The organism is Nocardia sp. NPDC004278 (assembly GCF_053602975.1).
On record NZ_JBSGEQ010000017.1, the window covers coordinates 129,626 to 155,056 of the forward strand.

General features: G+C 67.5%; 2 protein-coding genes. Both read left to right on the top strand.

Features of this window, described 5'->3' with window-relative positions; all coding sequences use genetic code 11:
• Window positions 1-32: 32 nt before the first annotated feature.
• The gene (locus tag ACWEO2_RS25220; protein ID WP_452407553.1) at window positions 33-15,755 is read left to right on the top strand and encodes an amino acid adenylation domain-containing protein; all 15,723 of its coding nucleotides are present in this window, start codon (window positions 33-35) and stop codon (window positions 15,753-15,755) included.
• 251 nt (window positions 15,756-16,006) lie between these two features.
• A partial coding sequence (locus ACWEO2_RS25225) for an amino acid adenylation domain-containing protein (protein ID WP_452407554.1) occupies window positions 16,007-25,431 on the top strand: 9,425 nt, incomplete at its 3' end.

A 25,431-nucleotide genomic window follows, 5' to 3' on the forward strand; every position in this document is an offset into this window, starting at 1 on the left:
ACCCGCGAGCAGGCGCTCGGAGGGATGTTCGCGTGACCCGGCCCACTCGCACCCGCCCGGTCCGGACCCGGCAGCCGCGGGTCACCACGCTGCCGCAGCTGATGGCGACCGCGGTCGAGGCGAATCCGGACGGCACCGCCGTCGTCTTTGCCGATGCCACCGCGACGCTGGGACAGCTGAGCTACGCCGAACTCGACGACCGGTCCACGCGGCTGGCCCGGTTGCTCATCGAACGCGGTGTCGGTCCGGAAGACCTCGTGGCCGTTGGCATTCCGCGATCGCTCGAATCGGTGGTCGCGGTCTGGGCGGTTGCCAAGACCGGTGCCGGATTCGTGCCGGTCGATCCCAACTATCCGGCCGAGCGGGTCGCGCATATGGTGACCGATTCCGGTGCGGTGCTCGGCCTCGCCGTCGCCGAGGTGGCCGAGCGGCTGCCGGATCGGGTCGAATGGCTGGTCATCGATACGCCCGAATTCGCGGTGCGCCTGGAGGAATACTCGAGCGAGGCGATCACCAATGCGGACCGGGTCCGCGCGGTGCGGGCGGAATATCCGGCCTATGTCATCTACACCTCGGGCTCCACGGGCAAGCCGAAGGGCGTTGTCGTCACACAGGCCGGACTGTCCAGCTTCTGTGATGAACAGCGGGAGCGCTATCGCGTCACGAACCAGTCGCGCACACTGCATTTCGCGTCGCCGTCATTCGACGCGTCGGTGCTCGAGCTGCTGCTCGCGCTCGGTGGTGCGGCGACCATGGTGGTGGTCGCGCCGAATATCTTCGGCGGCGACGAACTGGCGACGCTGCTGCGCAGGGAGCGGGTGACGCACGCGTTCATCACCCCCGCCGCGCTCGCCTCCGTCGATCCGACCGGACTCGACGATTTCCGGGTTGTTGTCGCCGGTGGTGAGGCCTGCCCGCCGGATCTGGTGCGGCGCTGGGTACTACCGATCGCGAATGGTCGAACCCGCGAGTTCTTCAATGGCTACGGGCCGACCGAGACCACCATCATGACCAATATCAGCGCGCCGCTGACACCCGGTGCGCCCGTGACGATCGGCGGGCCGATCCGGGCCATTACCGAATATGTGCTCGATGACCGGCTGAATCAGGTGCCCAGCGGTGTGGTCGGCGAGCTGTACATCTCGGGCGCGCAGGTCGCCCGCGGCTATCACGCCCGCCCCGCGCTGACCGCATCGCGTTTCGTGCCGAATCCGTTCGATCCCAGTGGTGCTCGGCTCTACGCCACCGGCGACCTGGTGCGCTGGACCGCCTCCGGCGAGATCGAATATATCGGCCGCAATGACTTCCAGGTGAAGATCCGCGGCTTCCGCATCGAACTCGGCGAGATCGATGCGGTGCTCGGCGCACACGACAGTGTGGACTTCGCCGTCACCATCGGGCACAAACTCGATACCGGCGCAACGATTCTCGCGTCCTATGTGCACGCGGCGGGCGATGCGGCGGTGGACACCGACGAGCTGACGGCCTTCGCCGAACGCTCCCTGCCCGCGCATATGGTGCCGACCGCCATTATCGTGCTCGACACGATCCCGCTGACCCCGGTCGGCAAGCTGGACCGGCGGGCACTGCCCGCCCCCGTACTGGAGACCAAGCAGTACCGGGCGCCGGAAACCGACATAGAACGGGCCATTGCCGAGGTGCTCGGCGAGGTGCTCGGCATCGAGCGCATCGGTCTCGATGACGACTTCTTCGCACTCGGCGGCGACAGCATCACCTCCATTCAGGTGGTGTCGCGGGCCAGGGCACGCGGTGTGATCTTCACGCCGCGAGACGTTTTCGAATCGCGCACGGTGGCCGCCCTCGCACCGCTGGCCACCATGGGCGCACCGGCCGAGACCGACGTGCAGTTGGCGACCGGGCCGCTGGTCGAGCTGTCGCAGGACGATAGCGACCGCCTGGCGCGGGAATACCCGAAGCTGGCCGAGGTCTGGCCGCTGACCCCGCTGCAGTCGGGCATGCTGTTCCACGCGCAGCTGGCCGAATCGTCGGTCGATGCGTACATGACCCAATTCATGGTCGATCTCGGCGGCGATGTCGATACCGAGCGGCTGCACGCCGCGGCCGTCGCCGTGGTGGGCCGGCACGTCAACCTGCGGGTGGCCTTCGCCGAGGATTCCGGTGGCAATCCCGTGCAGGTCGTGCTCGATGCGGTCGAAGTGCCGTGGCGCGCCATCGATCTCACCCATCTCGGGTCGGACGACGCCGCCGCCGAGCTGCACCAGATCATGGCGGCGGATCTGGCCGACCACTTCGATATGCGCGCCGCGCCGCTGCTGCGCTTCGCATTGATCCGTTCGGCGACCGACGCCTACCACCTGCTGGTCACCAGCCATCACATCCTCATCGATGGCTGGTCGATGCCGCTGCTGACCCAGGATCTGCTGACCCTGTACGTCCTCGGCGGCGACGCGTCCCAGCTGCCGCAGGCCCGTTCCTACCGCGACTATCTGGCCTGGCTCGGCGCACAGGACCACAGCGCCGCCCGCGCCGCCTGGCGTGAGGTGCTGGCCGGTATCACCGAGCCGACGCCGCTGGCCCCGGTCGATCCGGCACGCGAAATCTCCGCTGGCGTAGGTGAAATCGACTTCGAGCTGTCCGAGGACGACACCAAGGCGCTGAGCCGGTTGGCCGCCGATGCCGGGGTCACCGTCAATACCGTCATCCAGGCCGCCTGGGGTCTGCTCATCGGCCGCACCGTGGACCGCGACGATGTGGTCTTCGGCGCCACCGTCTCCGGGCGGCCGCCGCAGCTGGACGGCATCGAGACCATGGTCGGGTTGTTCCTCAACGCGATTCCGGTTCGGGTGCGGCTGAATGCCGACGACACCCTGGCCGATCTGCTGCGCCAGCTGCAGGCCGAACAGGCGGCACTGCTCGACCACCACTATGTCGGGCTGAGTGAGATCCAGGAAATCGTCGGCGTCGAGGGGCTTTTCGATTCGCTGGTGGTCTTCGAATCCTTCCCGGTCGACGGCAAGGCGCTGACCGCGGCGGCGGGCGCGATCGATGGCATGAGTATCACCGGCGCGGTCGCGGTGAACGGCACGCACTATCCGGTGACCGTGGTGGTCGTGCCCGATATCCGGATGCACGTCACCCTCAAGTACCTGCGCGATATCTACGACGAGACGGCGGCACAGGCCCTCGCACAGCGCTTCTCGGCGCTGATCGGCCGATTCCTCAGCGATCCGCTCGCCAGGATCGCCGAAGTGGACGCGCTGACCGACGCCGACCGGGCCGTGCTCGACGCCGCCAATGCCACCCGAGTGCCCGAGCTGCTGGATGATTCGACGCTGCTGACGCTGTTCGACGCGCAGGTCGCCCGCACGCCCGAGGCACCGGCGGTGATCTTCGGCGATACCACCCTCAGCTACGCCGAACTCGATGCCCGCTCGCGCGAGCTGGCCCGGGAGCTGGCCGGTCGCGGCGTCGGATCGGAATCGCCGGTGGCCGTTGCGATGCGGCGCAGCATCGAGATGGTTGTGGCGATCTACGGTGTGCTGCGGGCGGGCGGTGCGTATGTGCCGATCGATCCCGACCATCCGGCCGAGCGCAGCGAATATGTGCTCACCAGTGCGGCTCCGGTCTGTGTGCTGACCACGACCGCGACCGGCTTCGACACCGAGACCGCCGCACCGCTGGTGCATGTGGACGTGCTCGATTCCGGCGATGCGCTGATCTTCGGCGATCTGCTCGCCGATACCGTCGCGGCGACGCATCCGGACAACACCGCCTACATCATCTACACCTCCGGTTCGACCGGTCGGCCCAAGGGTGTGGCGATCACCCACCGGCAGATGGCAAACCAATTCCGTTGGGCACAGCGCACCTATCCGCACGGTCCCGGTGATGTGGTGTTGCACAAGACGCCGATCACCTTCGATATCTCGACGTGGGAACTGTTCTGGACCTTGCAGACCGGTGCCGCGGTGGTTATCGCCGAACCGGACGGACATCGCGATCCCGCGTATCTGGCCCGGGTGATCGACGAATACTCGGTCAGCACTGTGCATTTCGTGCCGTCGATGCTGGATGCGTTCCTCGATGGCGCGCCCGCGGGGACGACCGCGCATCCATCGTTGCGGCGGGTGTTCGCCGCCGGTGAGGCGCTGTCCGCGGAGACCGCGACGCGCTTCACCCGCTTTCTGCCGGATGCGGACCTGTTCAACTGGTACGGGCCCGCGGAGGCCACCGTCGTCACCGCCTACCCGGCCGCGGTCAATGGGGGCGTTGCGATCCCGATCGGTACCTCGGTCGCGAATACCCGAGTGCACGTCCTGGACCGGCAGTTGCGGCCGGTACCGGTCGGCGCGGTCGGCGAGTTGTATATCGCCGGTGTGCAATTGGCGCGTGGCTATGTGAACGCACCGGCGCTGACCGCCGAGCGGTTCGTCGCGCTCGCCGATGGTGAGCGCCTGTACCGGACCGGCGATGTGGTGCGCTGGGTGCCCGGCAAGGGCGCGCATGCGCTGGAATACCTGGGCCGCAGCGACTTCCAGGTGAAGCTGCGTGGTCAGCGCGTCGAACTCGGTGAAATCGAGACGGTGCTGCTCGGCCTGGACGCGGTGCAGCGCGCGGCGGTGGCGCTGGTCAAGGGGAGCACCGGCGATCGGCTGGTGGCCTACGTGGTGGCCGCCCCCGGTGCCCGGATCGACGATGACGCCCTGCTCGACCACGCGCGGGCCGCGCTGCCCGCGTACATGGTGCCCTCGGCCATCGTCTGGCTGGATGCCCTGCCGCTCAATGCCAGCGGCAAACTCGACCGCAAGGCGCTGCCCGCACCGGAGTTCATCGGGCGGCCCTACCGCGAACCGGCGACTGCGCTGGAACGCACCGTCGCCGAGGTATTCGCCGAGGTGCTCGGCATCGAGCGCGCGGGCGCGGACGACGATTTCTTCGACCTCGGCGGCAACTCGCTCGTCGCCACCCGCGTGGTGGCCCGGCTCGGCACCGCCATCGGCGGCCGCGTCCCGGTGCGCGCCGTCTTCGAGGCGCCGACGGTGGCCGCACTGGCGGCGGCAATCGCACCGAGCGCCGGTCAGCGTCGCGCGGTGCCATTGGTGGCCGGTCCGCGGCCGGAACAGATTCCGCTGTCGCTGGCGCAGCAGCGCATGTGGTTCCTGAACCAGTTCGATACCGAATCCGCGGTGAACAATCTGCCGGTCGCCGTGCGGCTCACCGGGGCCCTGGATATCGCCGCCCTGCAGCAGGCCGTCGCCGATCTGGTGCAGCGGCACGAAACCCTGCGCACCGTCTACCCGGCCGACCGGGACGGTATCGCGCATCAGGTGATCGTGCCCGCGGCGCAGGCGGTTCCGGATCTGACGCCGCAGCCCATCGCGGCGGATGCGTTGCGCGCGAAGGTCGTCGAGATCATCGCGGCCGGATTCGACGTCACCGATCAGGTGCCATTGCGCGGTGCGCTGTTCCAGGTCGTCGCGGCCGAGGTGCCGTCGGACGAGTATGTGCTGGTCTTCGTGGCCCATCACATCAGCGCGGACGGCTGGTCGATGGGACCGATGACCCGCGATCTGATGCTGGCCTATGCCGCGCGTGCGGCCGGTGTGCTGCCCACATGGCAGCCGCTGCCGGTGCAGTACGCGGATTTCAGTCTCTGGCAGCGGGAGGTGCTCGGCTCCGAGGACGACCCGGACAGCCTGATCACGGCGCAGACCGAATTCTGGCGCACCGCGCTGGCGGGTCTGCCCGACGAATTGAACCTGCCCGCCGATCGGCCCCGCCCGACGACACAGTCGTTCGCCGGTGGCACCGTCGGCTTCACCGTCGAGCCGCGGGTGCACCGCAGGCTGCAGGAGCTCGGCCGCGAGCAGAACGCGACCATCTTCATGGTCGTGCACACCGCGCTCGCGGTATTCCTGGCGCGTCTGTCGGGCACCGAGGACATTGCCGTCGGCACTCCCGTCGCCGGACGTGGCGCGGCCGAATTGGACGATGTCATCGGCATGTTCGTCAATACCCTGGTGTTGCGGACCCCGGTGCGCGGCAGCGCGAACTTCGCCGAACTGCTGTCCGTGGTCAAGGATCGTGACCTGCAGGCCTTCGCACACGCCGATATTCCGTTCGAGCGCCTCGTCGATCTGCTCAATCCGGAGCGGTCCACGGCGCGGCATCCGCTGTTCCAGGTGGCGCTGTCCTTCCAGAATCTGCCGGAGAACTCCTTCGAGCTGCCCGAATTGCGGGTCGGTGCGGTCGATCTCGATATCGATACCGCGAAATTCGATCTGTCGCTCGCCATTACCGAACTGGCGGCCACTGCGGACGGTGGCGGCGGCATGTACGCCGAATTCTCCTTCGCGCGTGACCTGTTCGACGAGTCCACCGTCCGGGTATTCGCCGATCGGTTCGTGCGCCTGCTCGAGGCGATCACCACGCGGCCGGAGCTGGCGGTGGGTGAGCTGCCGCTGCTCGCCGAATCCGAGGCGAAATTCCTGACCCAGGTGCAGCCGGACCATGTGATGGCCGGTGGGTTGCTGCCGGATCTGCTGGTGCGCGGACTGCGCCGTGGTGCCGATCGCACGGCCGTCCGATACCGGGGTCGTTCGGTGAGTTATCGCGAGTTGGACGAGTTCTCATCGCGGTTGGCCAGGGTGCTGGTCGAGCGTGGTGTCGGTCCGGAAAGTCTTGTGGCGGTTGCCTTGCCGCGATCCTATGAGATGGTTGCGGCGGTGCTGGCGGTGTCGAAGGCCGGTGGTGCGCATGTGCCGGTCGATCCGAATTATCCGGTGGATCGGGTGCGGCACATGTTGACCGATTCGGCCGCCGTTGTGGGTCTGACGACTGCCGAATACCGCGGTCAGTTGCCGGATGACGTGCAGTGGCTCGCGCTCGATGACGCCGAGACGGATGCGTTGTGCGCCAGCCGATCCGCCGCACCGCTCACCGATGCCGATCGGATCGCGCCGCTGCGGCTGCAGCATCCGGCGTATGTCATCTACACCTCGGGTTCGACGGGTATGCCCAAGGGCGTCACCGTGACCCACGCCGGTCTCGGTGGCCTGGTCGACCACGCGGTCGGTCTGTACCGGCTGGAGCCGAAACACCGTTTCCTGCACATCTGCTCGCCGAGCTTCGACCCGTCGGTATTGGAATGGCTTGTCGCCCTTTCGGTCGGCGCTACCTGTGTGATCGTGCCATCGGCCATTATCGGCGGCCCGGAACTGGGTGAGCTGCTGCGCACCGAGCAGGTGACGCACGCGATCATTACCCCTGCGGTGCTGGGCACGGTGGATCCGGCCGGGTTGGATCAGCTCGAAGTGCTGTCCGTCGGTGGCGATGTCACCACGCCGGAGCTGTTGGCCAAGTGGCAGCCGGGTCGCCGGTATTACAACGGCTACGGCCCGACCGAAACCACCATCATCTCCTCCTACGGCACCCTGCAAGCGGGTAAGCCGATCACCATCGGTACCCCGGTGCACGGCATGTCGGCGCTGGTACTGGACTCGCGTCTGCACCCGGTGGCGCCCGGCGTCGCGGGCGAGCTGTATCTGTCCGGTGGCGGACTGGCGCGCGGCTATCACAACCGTCCCGGTCTGAGCGCCGAGCGCTTCGTGCCGAATCCGTGGGGCGAGCCGGGTGCGCGGATGTACCGCACCGGAGATGTGGTGCGCTGGTTCGCCGAAGCCGATTTGCGGGCGGGCAATGCGGCGCTGCCATCGATTCCGTGGGTGCTCGACTACGTCGGGCGCTCGGACTTCCAGGTGAAGATCCGCGGCTACCGCATCGAACTCGGGGAGATCGACGCCGTCCTCGGCAGGCACGCCGATGTCGAGTTCGCGATCACCCTTGGCAAGCAAACCGACGCTGGCGTCACGATTCTCGTGTCGTATGTGCTGCCGGTACCCGGCCGGATCGTCGAGCCAAGCGTGCTCACCGACCACGCGGCGCGCAGTCTGCCACCGCATATGGTGCCGTCGGCGGTCGTCGTACTGGACGAGATCCCGCTGACCCCGGTGGGCAAGCTGGATCGCAAGGCGCTGCCGGAACCGGTCTTCGAACGGGTCGCCTTCCGCGCGCCGAAGACCCACACCGAACAGATCGTGGCGAGCACCTTCGCCGCGGTGCTGCGCATCGGCACCGGCGCGGACGACCGCCGCTACCTCGGCCTCGACGACGACTTCTTCGCACTCGGCGGAAATTCGCTGCTGGCAACGCAACTGGTGGCGCGCCTGGGCGCGGCATTGAATACCCGGGTGCCCGTTCGGGTGCTCTTCGAGGCGTCCACGGTGGCCGAACTCGCCGCCGAACTCGAGAAGCTCGCCGGAACCGGGGTCCGCAGGGAACTGGCGGCGGGCGAACGGCCGCAGCACATTCCGCTGTCGCTGGCCCAGCAGCGCATGTGGTTCCTGAACCGGTTCGACACCGACTCCTCGGCCTACAACATCCCGATCGCGGTCCGGCTTACCGGTGCGCTCGATGTGGAGGCGCTGCGGCAGGCGGTCGCCGATCTGGTGGAGCGGCACGAAATCCTGCGCACCATCTACCCGCAGACCGATGCGGGCCCGGTGCAGCTGATCCTGCCCTCGGATCAGGCCGCGCCGAAACTCGAGATCCGCGAGGTGCTGCCGGATGAGCTCGAATCCGCGGTCATCGAGCTGACCTCGACGATCTTCGATGTCACCAGCGAGGTGCCGGTCCGGGTCGCGCTCTTCGATATCGACGGTGCGGACGGCGAATATGTGCTGGCGATGGTGGTGCACCATATCTCCGGCGACGGTTCCTCGGTCGCGCCGCTGACCCGCGATCTGATGATGGCCTACGCGGCCCGCGCCGCGGCCGCCGCGCCCGGCTGGGCACCGCTGACCGTGCAGTACGCGGACTTCAGCATCTGGCAGCGCGAGGTGCTCGGCAGCGAGGACGATCCGGATTCGCTGGCCGCCGAGCAGGTCGCCTACTGGCGCGACGCGCTGGCGGAGCTGCCCGAACAACTGGATCTGCCCTCGGATCGGCCGCGTCCCGCGGCGCAGACCTTCGCGGGCGGCACCGCCGAGGTGCGCATCGATCCCGAAACCCACCGGGCGCTCATCGAATTGGCGCGCGCCGAGGGTGCGACGCTGTTCATGGTCGTGCACACCGCACTCGCCGTACTGCTTGCCCGGTTGTCGGGCACCGATGACATTGCCATCGGCACCCCGGTCTCCGGACGTGGGGAGGCCGCGCTCGACGATCTGATCGGTATGTTCGTCAACACCCTGGTGTTCCGCACCCGAGTCGACGCCGGTGCGACGTTCGCCGAACTGACCGCACGCCAGCGCGAGGCCGATATCCAGGCGTTCGCGCACGCGGATATCCCGTTCGAGCGGTTGGTCGAAGTCCTCAACCCGGTCCGCTCGACCGCACGGCATCCGCTGTTCCAGGTCGGGCTGTCGTTCCAGAACCTGGAGCAGTCCACCCTCGAGCTGCCCGGTCTGACCATCTCCGGTGTCGGCATCGATACCCAGGTGGCGCAGTTCGATCTGAACCTCATCGTCAGCGACGCCTACGACGAGCACGGGGTGCCCGCCGGTATCGCGGGCCAATTCGTCTACGCCAGGGACCTTTTCGATCAGGCGACCGTCGAAGGCTTCGCCGAGCGCTTCGTGCGCCTGCTGGGCCGGATCATCGCCGCCCCGGGCTCTCCGGTGGGCGAACTCGACCTGCTGGCTCCGGCCGAGCGGGAGCGCATCCTGCTGGATTGGAACCAGACCGGCCATCCGGTCGCGCCGGAACTGCTGCTGGACGGTTACCGCCGTGCGGTGGCGGAATATCCGGACGCCATCGCGGTGGCCTACGAAGGCGCCGAGCTCGCCCACCCGTCGCCCGACCACCACCCCTCATCGAGTCGCTCCGCGACGCTGACCTATCGCGAATTCGACCAGCGCGTCAACCGGCTGGCCCGACGGCTGATCGAACAGGGTGTCGGCACCGAATCCCTGGTGGGCCTGGCGATTCGACGCTCACTGGATCTGGTCGTCGGCATGTACGCCATCGTGACCGCCGGTGGCGCATATGTGCCGCTCGATCCGGATCATCCGGCCGAGCGGATCGCGCACATCCTCGATACCGCCCAGCCCGCGGCGGTGCTCACGACCACCGCGGATGCGATTGCGGTGCCGGGTGATACGCCGGTGCTGCACCTGGATGCATTGGAGCTGGACCGATTCGACGCGGCCCCGGTGCGCGCCGACGAACTGCTGCGCCCGGTGCGCCCGGAGAATCCGGCCTACGTCATCTTCACCTCGGGCTCGACCGGACGACCCAAGGGCGTCGCGATCTCCCATGCCGCCATCCACAACCAGACCACCTGGATGCTGGCGGAATACCCGCTCGGTGTCGGCGATGTGTACCTGCAGAAGACCGCGACGACCTTCGACGTCTCGCTGTGGGGCTATTTCATGCCGCTGCGCACGGGCGCGAAACTGGTCGTCGCCACCCACGACGGCCACCGCGACCCGGCCTATGTCGCGGAAACCATTGCCGCGCAGGGCGTGACGGTCACCGACTTCGTGCCCTCGATGCTGACGGCCTTCGCCGCGCACACCCTGGCGGGTACCTGCCCGACGCTGCGGGACATCTTCGTGATCGGTGAGGCACTGCCGCCGGAGACCGTCGACGCGGTGCGCGCGATGTCCGAGGCCAGGGTGCACAACCTCTACGGCCCGACCGAGGCCGCGGTCTCGGTGACCTACTGGGCGGCGCGCGGCACCGACCGCCCCGGCGTCCCGATCGGTCTGCCGCAGTGGAATACCCAGGTCTACGTGCTGGATTCGCGGCTGCGGCCGGTGCCGGCGGGTGTCGCTGGCGAGCTGTACCTGGCCGGAGACCAGCTGGCGCGCGGCTATGTGCGCCGACCCGATCTGACCGCCGATCGGTTCGTGGCCAGCCCGTTCGGCGACGGCACCCGCATGTACCGCACCGGCGACCTGGTCCGCTGGCGGGAGACCGCGGCGGGCGGTGTGCTCGACTACATCGGCCGCACCGACTTCCAGGTCAAGTTCCGCGGGCAGCGCATCGAGCTCGGTGAGATCGAGACCGCGCTGCTGGCCGAGGCTTCGGTGAGCCAATCCGTCGCGGTGGTGCTGCCATCGGCGCTGGGTGACCAGCTGGTCGCGTACGCCGTGCCCGCGCCGGGTCACGAGATCGATCAGGCCGAACTGCTGACCTCGATCGCGCAAACCCTGCCGCCGTACATGATCCCGGCCGCCATCGTGGCGCTCGACGCCTTCCCGCTGAACACCAGCGGCAAGCTGGATCGCAAGGCGCTGCCGGAACCCAGTTTCACCAGCCGCGAATTCCGCGCCCCGGCAACGCCGGTCGAGGAGATCGTGGCGGGCGTCTTCGCCGATGTGCTCGGCATCGACCGGGTCGGCGTCGACGACGACTTCTTCGCACTCGGCGGCAACTCGCTGATCGCCACCCAGGTGGTGGCCAGGCTCGGTGCCGCGATCGGCGGCCGGGTGCCGGTGCGCGCCCTGTTCGAGACCTCGACGGTCGGCGGGCTCGCGGTCAAGATCGAGCAGCACGCCGGATCCGGCGGTCGCAAGGCGCTGACGGCCGGGCCGCGCCCGGAACGGATTCCGCTGTCGATGGCCCAGCAGCGGATGTGGTTCCTCAATCAGCTCGATCCGTCCTCGGCGGTGAACAATATTCCGGCCGCGGTGCGCCTGACCGGTGCGCTGGATCTGGCCGCGCTGGAGCTGGCCGTTGTCGATCTGATCGAACGGCACGAGGTGCTGCGCACCGTCTATCCGCAGACCGATGACGGTCCGGTGCAGCTGATCGTGCCCGCCGAGCAGGCGGTACCGGATCTGACGCCGGTCGAGGTCGGTGTGGACGAATTGCCCGCGCAGGTCATCGCGACGGCCTCGGCCGGATTCGATGTGACGACCGAAGTGCCCGTGCGGGCCAAGCTCTTCCGGGTCGAGCAGGCCGCCGCTAGCGACTGCTCGCAGGTCGCTCGAAACAACACCGCTAGCGACTGCTCGCAGGTCGCTCGAAACAACACCGCTAGCGACAGCTCGCAGGTCGCTCGAAACAACACCGCTAGCGACAGCTCGCAGGTCGCTGGAAACAACACAGAGCATGTACTCGTGCTGGTGGCACATCACATCAGCGCGGACGGCTGGTCCATGGGCCCGCTCACCCGCGATCTGATGATCGCCTACGCCGCCCGTTCGGCCGGTGCGACTCCGGCCTGGGCGCCGCTGCCGGTGCAGTACGCCGATTTCAGCATCTGGCAGCGCGAGGTGCTCGGATCGGAGGCCGATCCGGACAGTGTGATCAGCGCACAGGCCGAATACTGGCGAAACACGCTGGCGGGCATGCCGGACGAGCTGAATCTCCCCGCGGATCGGCCGCGTCCGACGACACAGTCCTTCCGCGGTGGACGGGTCGTCTTCCCGATCGGCACCGAACTGCACGGCGGGCTGCGCGAACTCGCCCGCGCCAATAACGCGACCATGTTCATGGTTGTGCACACGGCGCTCGCGGTGCTGCTCGCGCGGCTGTCCGGTACCGACGATATCGCCGTCGGCACCCCGGTCGCCGGTCGCGGTGAGGCCGAACTCGACGATGTGATCGGCATGTTCGTCAATACCCTGGTGCTGCGCAGCGAGGTGTCGGGCGAGCTGAGTTTCGATGCGCTGCTCGCGCGGACGAAGGATGCCGATCTGCAGGCCTTCGCGCACGCCGATATTCCGTTCGAGCGGCTGGTCGACCTGCTGAATCCGGTGCGGTCGACGGCACGGCATCCGCTGTTCCAGGTGATGCTGTCATTCCAGAATCTGCCGGACAGTTCGTTCGAGCTGCCGGGCCTGCGGATCAGCGCGGTCGATCTGGCGATCGATACCGCGAAATTCGATCTGTCACTGACCATTCAGGAGGCCGCGCCGGACGCGGATGCGGGCATGGTCGCCGACTTGTCCTTCGCCAGGGATCTTTTCGACGATGCCACCGCGCAGGGCTTCGCGGACCGGTTCGTCGGTCTGCTGGAGCAGATCGTGGCGCGGCCGGATATACCGGTGGGCGATATCGATCTGCTCAGCGATACCGAGCGGGCGGCGGTGCTGTGGCGGTGGAACGACACCAGCCGCGAGCTGGGTGCGGTCGGCACGCTGGTGGACGAGTTCGCCAGGCAGGCGGCAGAAACGCCGTACGCGGTCGCGATCGTGGACCCGGCAACCGAAACCTCGTTGGCCCACCCGTCGCCCGACCACCCCTCAACGAGTCGCTCCGCGACGCTCACTTATGCCGAATTCGGTGCGCGCGTGCACCGGCTGGCGCGCCGACTCATCGAAGCCGGTGTCGGGCCGGAAAAACTGGTCGCCCTGGGTCTGCGGCGTTCGGTCGACTTTGTGGTCGCGGCGTATGCGGTGCACGCGGCCGGCGGCGGGTATGTGCCGCTCGACCTCGATCAGCCCGCAGAACGGATCGGCTATGTGCTCGATTCGGCCGCGCCGATATGGATACTGACAAACACCCGCGACGACTTCGACGGCGGCGCGCTGCCCACACTGAAGCTAGATGAGCTCGACCTGTCCGGATTCTCGGACCAGCCGATCACCGACACCGAGCGGATCGCGCCTTTGCGGCCGAGCAACCCGGCGTACGTCATCTTCACCTCCGGCTCGACCGGTCGCCCGAAGGGGGTGGCCGTCCCGCATTCGGCGGTGGTGAACCAGATCCGTTGGATCACTGACGAATACAGCTTCGGTGCCGATGACATCGTGCTGTTCAAGGCCCCGCCGACCTTCGACGCGTCGGTGTGGGAGTTGTTCGGTCCCCTGTCCACCGGTGGCCGGCTCGTCGTCGCGAGCCCGGATGGCCATCGTGACCCGCAGTACCTGGCGGAAGTCATTGCGGCCGAACGGGTCACCATGACCTCGTTCGTGCCGTCGATGCTCACCGTCTTCGCGGGCGCCGTCGACGGCTCCGCACTGACCTCGCTGCGCTCCCTGCTCGTCGGCGGTGAGGCCTTCACCGCCGACGCGGTGCAGGCAATTCGCAAGATCAGCTCGGCCGAGCTGATCAACCTGTACGGCCCAACCGAATTCGCCGTAGACGCAACACACAGTCCGGTGGCGGCGAAGATCCAAGGCGCGGTGCCCATCGGGCGGCCGGTATGGAATGCCCAGGCGTATGTCCTGGATTCGCGGCTGCACCCGGTGCCATCGGGTGTCGCGGGTGAGTTGTACCTGGCCGGTGCGCAGTTGGCGCGCGGCTACGCCGGTCGCACCGATCTGACGTCGGATCGCTTCGTGGCCAACCCGTTCGGCGTGCCGGGTGCTCGCATGTACCGCACCGGCGACCTGGTCAGGCGCAATGCCGACGGCTCGATCGGGTACCTCGGTCGCACCGACTTCCAGGTCAAGCTGCGTGGTCTGCGCATCGAGCTCGGCGAGGTCGAAACCGCCCTCACCGCACACGATTCGGTGGCCCAGGCGGTCGCGCTGGTGCGCTCGGATGCCAGGACCGGCGATCAGTTGGTCGCCTACGTCGTGCCCGCCAACGGTGTCACGGTCGATACCGAGGAACTGCGGAGCCAGCTGGCCGAGCACTTGCCGTCCTATATGGTCCCCGCCGCGATTGTGGTGCTCGAGGTCATGCCGCTGAACCCCAATGGCAAGCTCGACCGCCGCGCACTACCCGAACCCGTCTTCGCGGTACGGGAATTCCGCGCGCCCTCGAACCCGCTCGAGGCCACCGTCGCGGATGTCTTCGCGGAGGTCACCGGCGTCGAGCGAGTCGGCATCGACGACGACTTCTTCAGCCTCGGCGGTAACTCGCTGCTAGCCGTCCAGGTCGTCAGCCGACTGCGCAAACTGACCGGCGCGCAGATCAAGGTCGCCTGGTTCTTCACCGAGCCAACGGTTCTCGGCATCGCCGAGCAGATCATCGCGGCACTCGAAGACGAACACGATTTCGAATCCAGCTCGGCGGCGGCGCTCGGCGTGATACTCCCCATCCGCGCCACGGGCGCCAGGGCGCCACTGTTCTGTGTGCACCCGCTGGCCGGACTGTCGTGGTCCTACGCCGGATTGGCCAGGGTGCTCCCGGCCGATCAGCCGATCCTCGGCATCCAGTCGCCCGCGCTCTCCGAGGACGACTACCATCCGGGTTCGATCGAGGAGATCGTGCGGCGCTATGTCGCCGAAATCCGAGCGGTGCAGCCGCAGGGGCCGTACCGGGTGCTGGGCTGGTCGCTGGGCGGCAAACTGGCGCATGCGGTGGCGACTCAGCTACAGGCCGATGGCGCGCAAGTCGAGCTCTTGGCGATCCTCGATGCCTATCCCGGCGGCGACTTCACCGATTTCCGGACCCAGATCCGCCAGGCCTTTGCCGAATTGGGGTTGGACCCGGCGGCACTGCCCGAGGCGGAGAACCTGCAGGAAATCGGCGACGATGCGCTCGCCGCGCTGCACGCGATGGTCATCGGCGGAGGCCTGGACATGCTGACACCGGATCGGTTACGCCTGATCTATCGCACGGCGATGCGCACGGTCGAGCTGGAATCGCAGTACCGGCCACAGCTGTTCGAGGGGCGGCTCGAGTTCTTCAGGGCCACCGGTGATGCCGAGGCACGCGCCGATCGCACCCCCGCCGACTGGCATGCTTTCGTTTCCGGTGAGATCATCGATCGCCCGATCGGGGTGACGCACGAGTTGATGACCTCGGCCGAAGCGTTCGACGAGATCGGTCCCAGGCTCGCTGAGCTGCTCGAAACCCCTGAGCGCAGGTGATAAGCCGGGAAACGCGGGTGGATCGTCAGCGTGAACAAGCGGCCAATGCGGTAACGATCGGCGTCTGACCATGCGATGCTTCTGAGTAAGCGCTGGGTGGGGAGCACTTTAGGGATTACAGGGTAGGTGAGCTCCTTCATGTTTCGGATGGTTGGACAACGTCGGCATGAGGAAGCGGTGAGCGCGTGACGCGCCAGGCACGCGTGCGACCGGCACGGGCACAGCGGACGCGAGTTATTACCCTGCCGCAGTTGATGGCGGCCGCCGTGGAGGCCAATCCCGGCGGCCCGGCCGTCGTATTCGCCGATGCGAACCGCAGTTCCGCGGGGCTGAGTTACGCCGAGTTGGATGAGCGTTCGACCAGGTTGGCCCGGTTGCTCATCGATCGTGGTGTCGGCCCCGAGGATCTGGTCGCCGTGGCCATCCCGAGGTCGGTGGATTCGGTGCTCGCGGTGTGGGCGGTCGCCAAGACCGGTGCCGGATTCGTTCCGGTGGATCCGAACTATCCGCGGGAGCGGGTGGCGCATATGCTGACCGACTCCGGAGTGAGTTTCGGGCTGACGGTCAATGCGGTCCGCCGCGGCCTACCCGACTATGCCGAATGGCTATTGCTCGACGATGCCGCCACCGCGCAAGGGCTGCAGCGCTATCCGGTGGATCGGGTGACCAATCAGGATCGAGTGCGGCCGCTGCACGGCGCGCATCCGGCCTATGTCATCTACACCTCGGGATCGACCGGTGTCCCGAAGGGCGTGGTCATCACCCACCAGGGGCTATCCGGTTTCTGCGATGAGCAGCGCACCCGGTACCGGGTGACCAATGCCGCGCGGACACTGCATTTCGCTTCGCCGTCTTTCGATGCGTCGGTGCTGGAATTGCTGCTGGCACTGGGTGGTGCGGCCACCATGGTGGTGGTGTCGCCGACCGTCTACGGCGGTGCCGAACTCGCCGCGGTATTGCGGCGCGAGCGGGTGACGCACGCGTTCGTGACACCCGCGGCACTGGCCTCGGTGGAGCCCGAGGGACTGGACGAGCTGCGGGTCGTGGTGACCGGCGGTGAGGCGTGTCCGCCGCAGTTGGTGCGGCGCTGGGTATTACCGATCGCGGGCGGTTTACTGCGCGAGTTCTTCGATGCCTACGGTCCGACCGAGGCCACCGTCGCCACCAACATCACCGCGCCGATGGTGCCATGGGAGCCGGTGACCCTCGGTCCGCCGATCCACGGCATCACCGCCTATGTGCTCAACGATCGGCTGGTGCCGGTGCCGAACCGGGTGGTCGGCGAACTATATGTCGCCGGGGCACAGCTGGCCCGCGGATATCTCGGCCAGCGGGCACTCACCGCGGCGCGCTTCGTGGCCAATCCGTTCGAACCCGGCACCCGGCTCTACCGCACCGGTGATCTGGTGCGCTGGAGCGCGACCGGTGAACTGGAATACCTGGGCCGCAATGACTCCCAGGTGAAGATTCGCGGGTTCCGCATCGAACTCGCCGAAATCGATGCGGTGCTCGGCTCGTCGCCGAGCGTGGACTTCGCCGTGACCGTCGGGCACGAGCGCGACAGCGGAACCACCGTTCTGGTGTCCTACGTGCACGCGGCGCAGGCGTACACCGTCGATCCGGTGGAGTTGAAGGCGCTGGTCGAGCGGAAATTGCCCACGCATATGGTGCCCGCCTGCATCACCGTGCTCGACCGGGTGCCGCTGTCACCCATGGGCAAACTGGACCGCAGCGCATTGCCAGCACCGGTCTTCGAGGCCAAGGTATTCCGCGCCCCCTCGACACCGGTCGAGGAGATCGTCGCGGGCACCTTCGGCGATGTGCTCGGTGTCGCGCGCGTCGGTCTGGACGACGACTTCTTCGAGCTGGGCGGCAATTCGCTGCTCGCGACCCAGGTGACCGCGCGGCTGGATGCGGCGCTGGATACCGAATTGGCGGTCCGCGATCTATTCCACGCCGCGACGGTGGCCGCCTTCGCCGCGGTGGTCGAACGCACCGCCGGATCCGGCCGGGGTCGACCGCGCCTGATCGCGGGGGAGCGGCCGGAGCTGATCCCGTTGTCGCTGGCTCAGCAGCGGTATTGGTTCCTCAACCAGTTCGACACCGAGAGTTCCGCGGTGGACAACATTCCGGTCGCCGTACGCCTCTCGGGTGCGCTGGATATCCGCGCGCTCGGTCTGGCGATCGGGGATGTGCTGAGCCGTCACGAGGTGCTGCGGACCACCTATCCGAGCGAGGGCGGGCGGCCGCATCAGGTCGTGCATCCGGTGCCGGAGAACTCCTTCGCGCTGGTGCCGACCGAGGTCACCGAGGACGAATTGGTTCCGCGGATAATCGAATTCGCCGCCATGACCTTCGATGTCACCATCGAGGTGCCGGTCGCGATCGGACTGTTCCAGATCGCACCGCGCGAGCACGTTGTCGCACTGACGGTGCACCACGTCGCGGCCGACGGTGCCTCGATGGGGCCGCTGGCCCGCGATCTGATGGTCGCCTATGCCGCACGGGTGCAGGGGCAGCCACCGCAGTGGCCCGCGCTGCCGGTGCAGTACGCCGACTACGCGCTGTGGGAGCGCGAGGTACTCGGTTCCGAGGACGATCCGCAATCGCTTGCCGCGCAGCAGATCGCGTACTGGCAGACCAGGCTGGCGCAGCTGCCGGACCAATTGGAGCTGCCAACGGATCGCCCGCGCCCGCCCGCACAGTCCTTCCAGGGCAGATCGGTCCGATTCGAGATCTCCGCGGATCGGCATGCACGGCTGCACGCGCTGGCACGGGCCAACCATGCCTCGCTGTTCATGGTTGTGCACGCGGCGCTGGCCGTCCTATTGTCTCGTCTGTCGGGCACCGACGATATCGCCGTCGGCACGCCGATCGCCGGTCGCGGTGAGCGCGAACTCGACGATCTGATCGGCATGTTCGTCAATACCTTGGTATTCCGGACGCGGGTACGGCCCGGCGATACCTTCGCCAAACTGCTCGCCGAGGTCCGGGAGCGGGATCTCGAGGCCTTCGCGCACGCCGATGTGCCGTTCGAGCGCATTGTCGAGGCGCTGAACCCGGTGCGCTCGATCGCCCGCAATCCGCTGTTCCAGGTCGGCCTTTCATTCCAGAATCTGGCCGACACCGGCTTCCAACTGCCCGGACTTTCGGTCGGCGCGGTCGATTTCGATCTGCAGTTGGCCAAGACGGACCTGCATATCTCGCTGGCCGACCGCTACGGCCCGGACGGTGCGCCCGCCGGGATCCTGACCGACTTCGGTTATGCCACCGACCTGTTCGACGAGACCACGGTGCAGGGGTTCGCGGATCGGTTCCTGCGGGTGCTCGATGCCGTCATCACCGATGCCTCGGTGCGCGTCGGTGAGATCGAACTGCTGGCCGTTGACGAGAGTTCGCGGATTCTGGCGGAGTGGAACGACACCGCGCACACCATCGATACGACGGCGACCTTGGTATCGCTATTGGATGCGACGGTGGCGGCGGCACCGGATGCGGTTGCGCTGGTATCGGATCAGCCGGGGCGCAAACTCACCTACGCCGAACTCGACGCCCGGGCGAATCGCCTGGCGCGGTATCTGATCCAGCGCGGTGTGCGGCCCGAGGACCGGATTGCGCTGGGTATTCGCCGGTCGATCGATCTGGTCGTCGCCATGTACGCGGTGGCGAAATCGGGTGCCGCCTATGTGCCCATCGATCCGGATCAACCGGCCGAGCGCGTCGAACACATCCTGCGGACCGCGCGACCGGTCTGCCTGTTGAACACTGCCTTCGACGGATTCCGCACCAATGTGGTCGATTCGGTGACGATCGACGATCTCGACCTGTCCCGATACCCGGACACGCCGGTCACGCCGCGCGAACGCCGTTGGCCACTGCTACCGGCGAATACCGCGTACGTGATCTTCACATCGGGTTCGACCGGACAGCCGAAGGGTGTCGCGGTCTCGCACGCCGCGATCGCCAACCAGTTGCTGTGGGAGACGGCCGAGTTCGGCCTCGGCGCCGATGATGTGGTGTTGCTGAAGACGGTCGCCACCTTCGATCTATCGGTCTGGGAATTCTGGACGGCGGCGGTCTGCGGTGGCACCTTGGTCATTGCCGCCGCCGATGGTCACCGGGATCCGGCCTATCTGACCGAGCTGACGGCACGCGAGTCGGTGACGACCTTACATATTGTGCCGTCGATGCTGGACGCGATGGCGACTGGACAGCTGTCCCGATCGCTGCGTCGGGTGCTGGCGATCGGCGAGACGCTGCCCGTTTCGACCGCACAGCGGTTCCGTCGGGACAACGCCGTCGACCTGTTCAATCTGTACGGTCCGACCGAGGCCGCGGTATCCATCACCAGCCATCGGGTGACCGAAGCGGACACGGTATCGGTGCCGATCGGTGCCCCGGAGTGGAACAGTCGTGTCTACGTGCTGGATTCGCGCTTGCGGCCGGTGCCGGTTGGCGTCTCCGGAGAGTTGTACCTGGCCGGTGCGCAATTGGCGCGCGGCTACTTCGGACGTGCGGATCTGACCGCGGAACGGTTCGTGGCCAATCCGTTCGAATACGGCGCGCGCATGTACCGAACCGGCGATCTGGTGGCCTGGAACGAACAGGGTGAGCTGGAGTACCACGGCCGCACCGACTTCCAGGTGAAGATCCGCGGTTTCCGCATCGAACTCGGCGAGATCGAGACCGCCCTGCTCGCCCGGCCCGAGATCGCGCAGGCCGCGGTGCTCGTCAAATCCGATTCGCGGATCGGCGACCGGCTGGTGGCCTACCTGGTAACCGCGACCCCGGTGGAGATCACCGAGATCAAGGCGGCACTGAGTGCGGTGCTGCCGTCGTACATGGTCCCCAATGCCTTCGTGACGCTGGAAGCGTTGCCCCGCAATGCGAATGGCAAGCTGGATCGCGCCGCGCTACCCGAACCCGCGTTCGAGAGCCAGGTCTTCCGCGTGCCGTCGACTCCGATCGAGGAGATCGTGGCTGGCGTCTACGGCGACGTGCTCGGCGTGCAGCACGTCGGGCGCGATGACGACTTCTTCGCCATGGGCGGTAATTCGCTGCTCGCGACGCAGGTGGCGGCGCGGATCGGCGACGCACTCGACACCAAGGTTTTGGTGCGGTCGGTCTTCGAAACGCCCACCGTGGCCGGACTGGCCGCCAAGGTCGAGACCCATGTCGGTTCGGGTCGGCGGCGACCGCTGCTGGCCGGATTGCGGCCGGAACGGGTGCCGCTATCGCTTGCGCAGCTGCGGATGTGGTTCATCAACCAGTTCGATCCCAGTTCGGCGGCCTACCACATCCCGGTGGCCATCCGGCTCTCCGGCGAGCTGGATGTGACCGCGCTCGGCCTGGCCGTCGAGGATATGGTGACCCGGCACGAGGTGCTGCGCACCGTCTACCCACAGACCCCAGACGGCCCGGTGCAGGAGGTGCTCCCCCCGAGCGAGGTGCCGATCGATCTGGTCCCGATTCCGATCGCGGAAGCGGCCGCGGCACAGGAGGTTCGGCAGGTCGTCGCGGCGGGCTTCGATGTCACCGTCGAGGTGCCGTTCCGCGCCAGCCTGTTCCGGCTCGATACCGGTGATCACATCCTGGTCTTCGTGGCCCATCACATCGGCGCGGACGGCTGGTCGATGGCGCCCCTGGTGCGCGATGTCATGCTCGCCTACTCCGCGCGCAGTGCCGGTGAGCCGCCCGCGTGGGCGCCGCTGCCGGTGCAGTACGCGGATTTCAGTGTCTGGCAACGCAATGTGCTCGGTGCCGAGGACGATCCGGACAGCCTGATCTCGGCGCAGGCCGACTACTGGCGCACCGCGCTGGCCGATCTGCCCGATGAACTCAACCTGCCAACGGATCGCCCACGCCCGGCAATGCGGACCTTTGCGGGCGGGCGCACCGAATTCGCGATCGACCCGCAGGTGCATGCCGGTCTGGCGCGGCTGGCGCGCGAACACAACGCCACCATGTTCATGGTGGTGCACGCCGCGCTGTCGGTATTCCTGGCGCGCATGTCCGGCACCGGCGATATCGTCATCGGCACACCGGTGGCCGGTCGCGGCGCCGCCGAACTCGACGACATGATCGGCATGTTCGTCAATACGCTGGTGCTGCGGCTGGAAGTGCCCGGCGAGAGCACCTTCGGTGATCTGCTCGCCCGCGCCAAAGACACCGACCTACACGCCTTCACCCATGCCGACCTGCCCTTCGAGCGGTTGGTCGAGCTGCTGAATCCGCCGCGCTCAACCGCACGGCATCCGCTGTTCCAGGTGTCGATGTCGTATCTGAACCTGCCGACCAGCACCTTCGAACTGCCCGGGTTGCGTGCGGATACCGTCGATTTCGCGGTCGATACCGCGAAATTCGATCTGTCGCTGACCATGTGGGCACCGGGTACCGCCGAGGACGGCCTGCGCGGTGAATTCAACTTCGCGCGGGATCTGTTCGACGACGCGACGATCGAGCGATTCGCCGCACGGTTCACCCGACTGCTCACCGAAATCGTCGCGCGCCCCGATACCCCGGTGGGTGACCTGCCGCTGCTCGACGCGGCCGAGGAGCGTGCGCTGACGCCGGTGCTGCGCGGTGCGACGCCCGCCGTCCGCCTGCTGCCGGACCTGCTGACCAGTGCCGTCGGCGACGATCCCGAGCATGTCGCGGTGCGCTCCGCCGGTCGCTCGATCACCTACCGCGAACTCGACGAATATTCCTCGCGGCTGGCGCGGGTGCTCATCGATCGCGGTGTCGGCCCGGAAAGCCTCGTCGCACTTGCCTTCCCGCGCTCCCTGGAGATGGTTGCGGCCTTCTGGGCGGTCGCCAAGGCCGGTGGCGCGCATGTGCCCATCGACCCGACCTATCCGGCGGAGCGGATCCGGCACATGGTGAGCGACTCCGGCGTCGTGCTCGGCATTACCACCTCGACCTACGCGGAGCAGCTGCCCAACGGTTCGAGTGGAACCGCCTGGCTCGAGCTCGACGATCCCGCGATCCATACCGCGGTGGCCGGTAAGTCACCAGCACCGGTCGCCGATGCCGAACGGCTGACGACGCTGCTGCCGCAGCATCCGGCCTACATGATCTACACCTCGGGCTCGACGGGTGTCCCCAAGGGCGTCACCGTCACCCACGTCGGTGTCGGCGGCGCGGTCGAATACGCGAGTGCCCTGTTCCAGGTCACCGCGAACCACCGGTTCCTGCATCTGTGCTCGCCGAGCTTCGATCCGTCGATCCTGGAGTGGCTGTGTGCCTTCCGCAACGGGGCGACGCTGGTGATCGTGCCGTCCACGATTCTGGGCGGCCCGGAGCTGGCCGCCCTGCTGCGCACCGAGCGGGTCACCCACGCGATCTTCACCCCGGCCGTGCTCGGCACCGTCGATCCGGCCGGGCTGGACGAATTGCGATATCTGTCCTGCGGCGGCGATATCACCTCGCCGGAGCTGGTCGCCAAATGGCAGCCGGGGCGGCACTTCTGCAACGGCTACGGTCCGACCGAGGCGACCGTCGCCGCGTCGTGGAGTGAGATGGTCGCCGGGCAGCGCATCACCATCGGCGCGCCGGTGCCGGGAACGCCCATGCTGGTGCTGGATTCGCGAATGCGCCCGGTGCCGCCCGGCGCGGTCGGCGAGCTGTATCTCGCGGGCACCGCACTGGCACGCGGCTACCACGACCGTCCGACGCTGACCGCGGAGCGCTTCGTCGCCGACCCGTGGGGTCCGCTCGGTGCGCGGATGTACCGTACCGGCGATCTGGTGCGCTGGGTCGGCGAATCCGAGCAGTGGGAGCTCGAATACGTCGGGCGCGCGGACTTCCAGCTGAAGATCCGCGGCTTCCGCATCGAACTGGGTGAGATCGATGCGGTGCTCATCGGCCACGACGACGTCGAATTCGCCGTCACCATCGGCCGGGAAACCGCGACGGGTGAAAAGATCCTCGTCGCCTATGTGCTCGCGGCACTCGGCCGGACCATCGATACCGCCGAACTCACCGAATACGCGGCGCGCAGCCTGCCGCGGCATATGGTCCCCGCGGCCATCGTGGTCCTCGACGCGGTGCCGGTGACCCCGGTCGGCAAGATCGATCGCGCGGCCCTGCCCGAACCCGAACTGGCCCAACGCCCCTACCTCGCGCCGTCGACGCCGCAGGAGCAGGCCGTCGCCGGGGTATACGCCGAGGTGCTGGGCATCGACCGGATCGGCGCCGACGACGACTTCTTCGCACTCGGCGGCAGTTCGCTGCTCGCGATGCGCGCGGTGGGCAAACTGCGCGAGCTGACCGGTATCGCGGTCCAGGTGCAGTGGTTCTTCACCGATCCCACCGCCGCCGCCCTCACCCAGCGCCTCATGGCGGCCGATGAATCCGGGGACCACGACTACGGATTGAATGCCGAAGCCGCCCTGGACGTGCTGCTGCCGATCCGGCACGGCACCGCGGCACCGCTGTTCTGCATCCATCCGATGGCCGGATTGTCCTGGTGTTATACCGGTCTCGCGCAACATCTGCCCGCGGACACCCCGATCTTCGGTGTGCAGTCACCCGCACTCTCCGAACCGGATTTCCTGCCGGTTTCGGTGGACGCGATCGCGCGCCGCTATGTCGAGGAGATCCGTGCGGTGCAGCCGGATGGTCCCTACCGGCTGCTGGGGTGGTCGCTGGGCGGTTCGCTGGCGCACGCGGTCGCGGTCGAATTGCAGTCCGTCGGTGCCGAAGTCGCATTGCTGGCCATGCTGGACAGCCGTACCGGCGGCAGTATCGCCGACTTCTGGGCGGAGCTGCGCTCGGCCTTCGCCGAGCTCGGCATCGGCCCGGAGCAGTTGGGCGACAGCAATATCCGCAACCTCACCGAAGAGGCCCTTGCGGTCCTGTATGCCAACATCCCGCCGGAACTGGCACTGCTGACCCCGGAACGCCTGCGCCAGTGCTACCGCGGCGCGGTGCGCTCGGTGGAACTCGGCATCAACCATCAGCACAAGGTCTTCCACGGCACGCTCGACTTCTTCAGCGCCACCGGCCACACCGCCGAATCCCGGGCCTGGCGCCCCTATGTCGACGGCACGATCACCGAACATCAGATCGCCGCGACCCACGAGCTGATGACAACCCCCGCGGCCTTCGCCGAGATCGGCCCGGTCATCGCCGCCTTGCTCGCGGAAAAGCCCCAGCTTCCGGTCGCGGACGATATCGAGCACACAGCGGTGCCGGTCGACGAAAGCTCCACGGCATCAATCGAATCCGACGCATTCACCGATACGCCCGCGCCGGTCGAACCAGCGAACGCGGGTTCGGTCGAAGACGAGCATGCGGCCGGGTACGAGCGCATCGGGTCGATCGAATACGACCGTGCGGAATCGGTCGAACCTGCCCGCTTGGGATCGGTCGAACTCGGGCACGAGGGGTTGGTCGATTACGAGCGTGCGGGTTCGGTTGAACGTGAGCGTGCGGGCTCGGCTGAACGTGAGCGCGTGGGTTCGGTCGAACGCGAGCATGCGGCCGGGTACGAGCGCGTCGGGTCGGTCGATTACGAGCGTGCGGGTTCGGTTGAACGTGAGCGTGCGGGCTCGGTCGATTACGAGCGTGCGGGTTCGGTTGAACGTGAGCGCGTGGGTTCGGTCGAACGCGAGCATGCGGCCGGGTACGAGCGCGTCGGGTCGGTCGATTACGAGCGTGCGGGTTCGGTTGAACG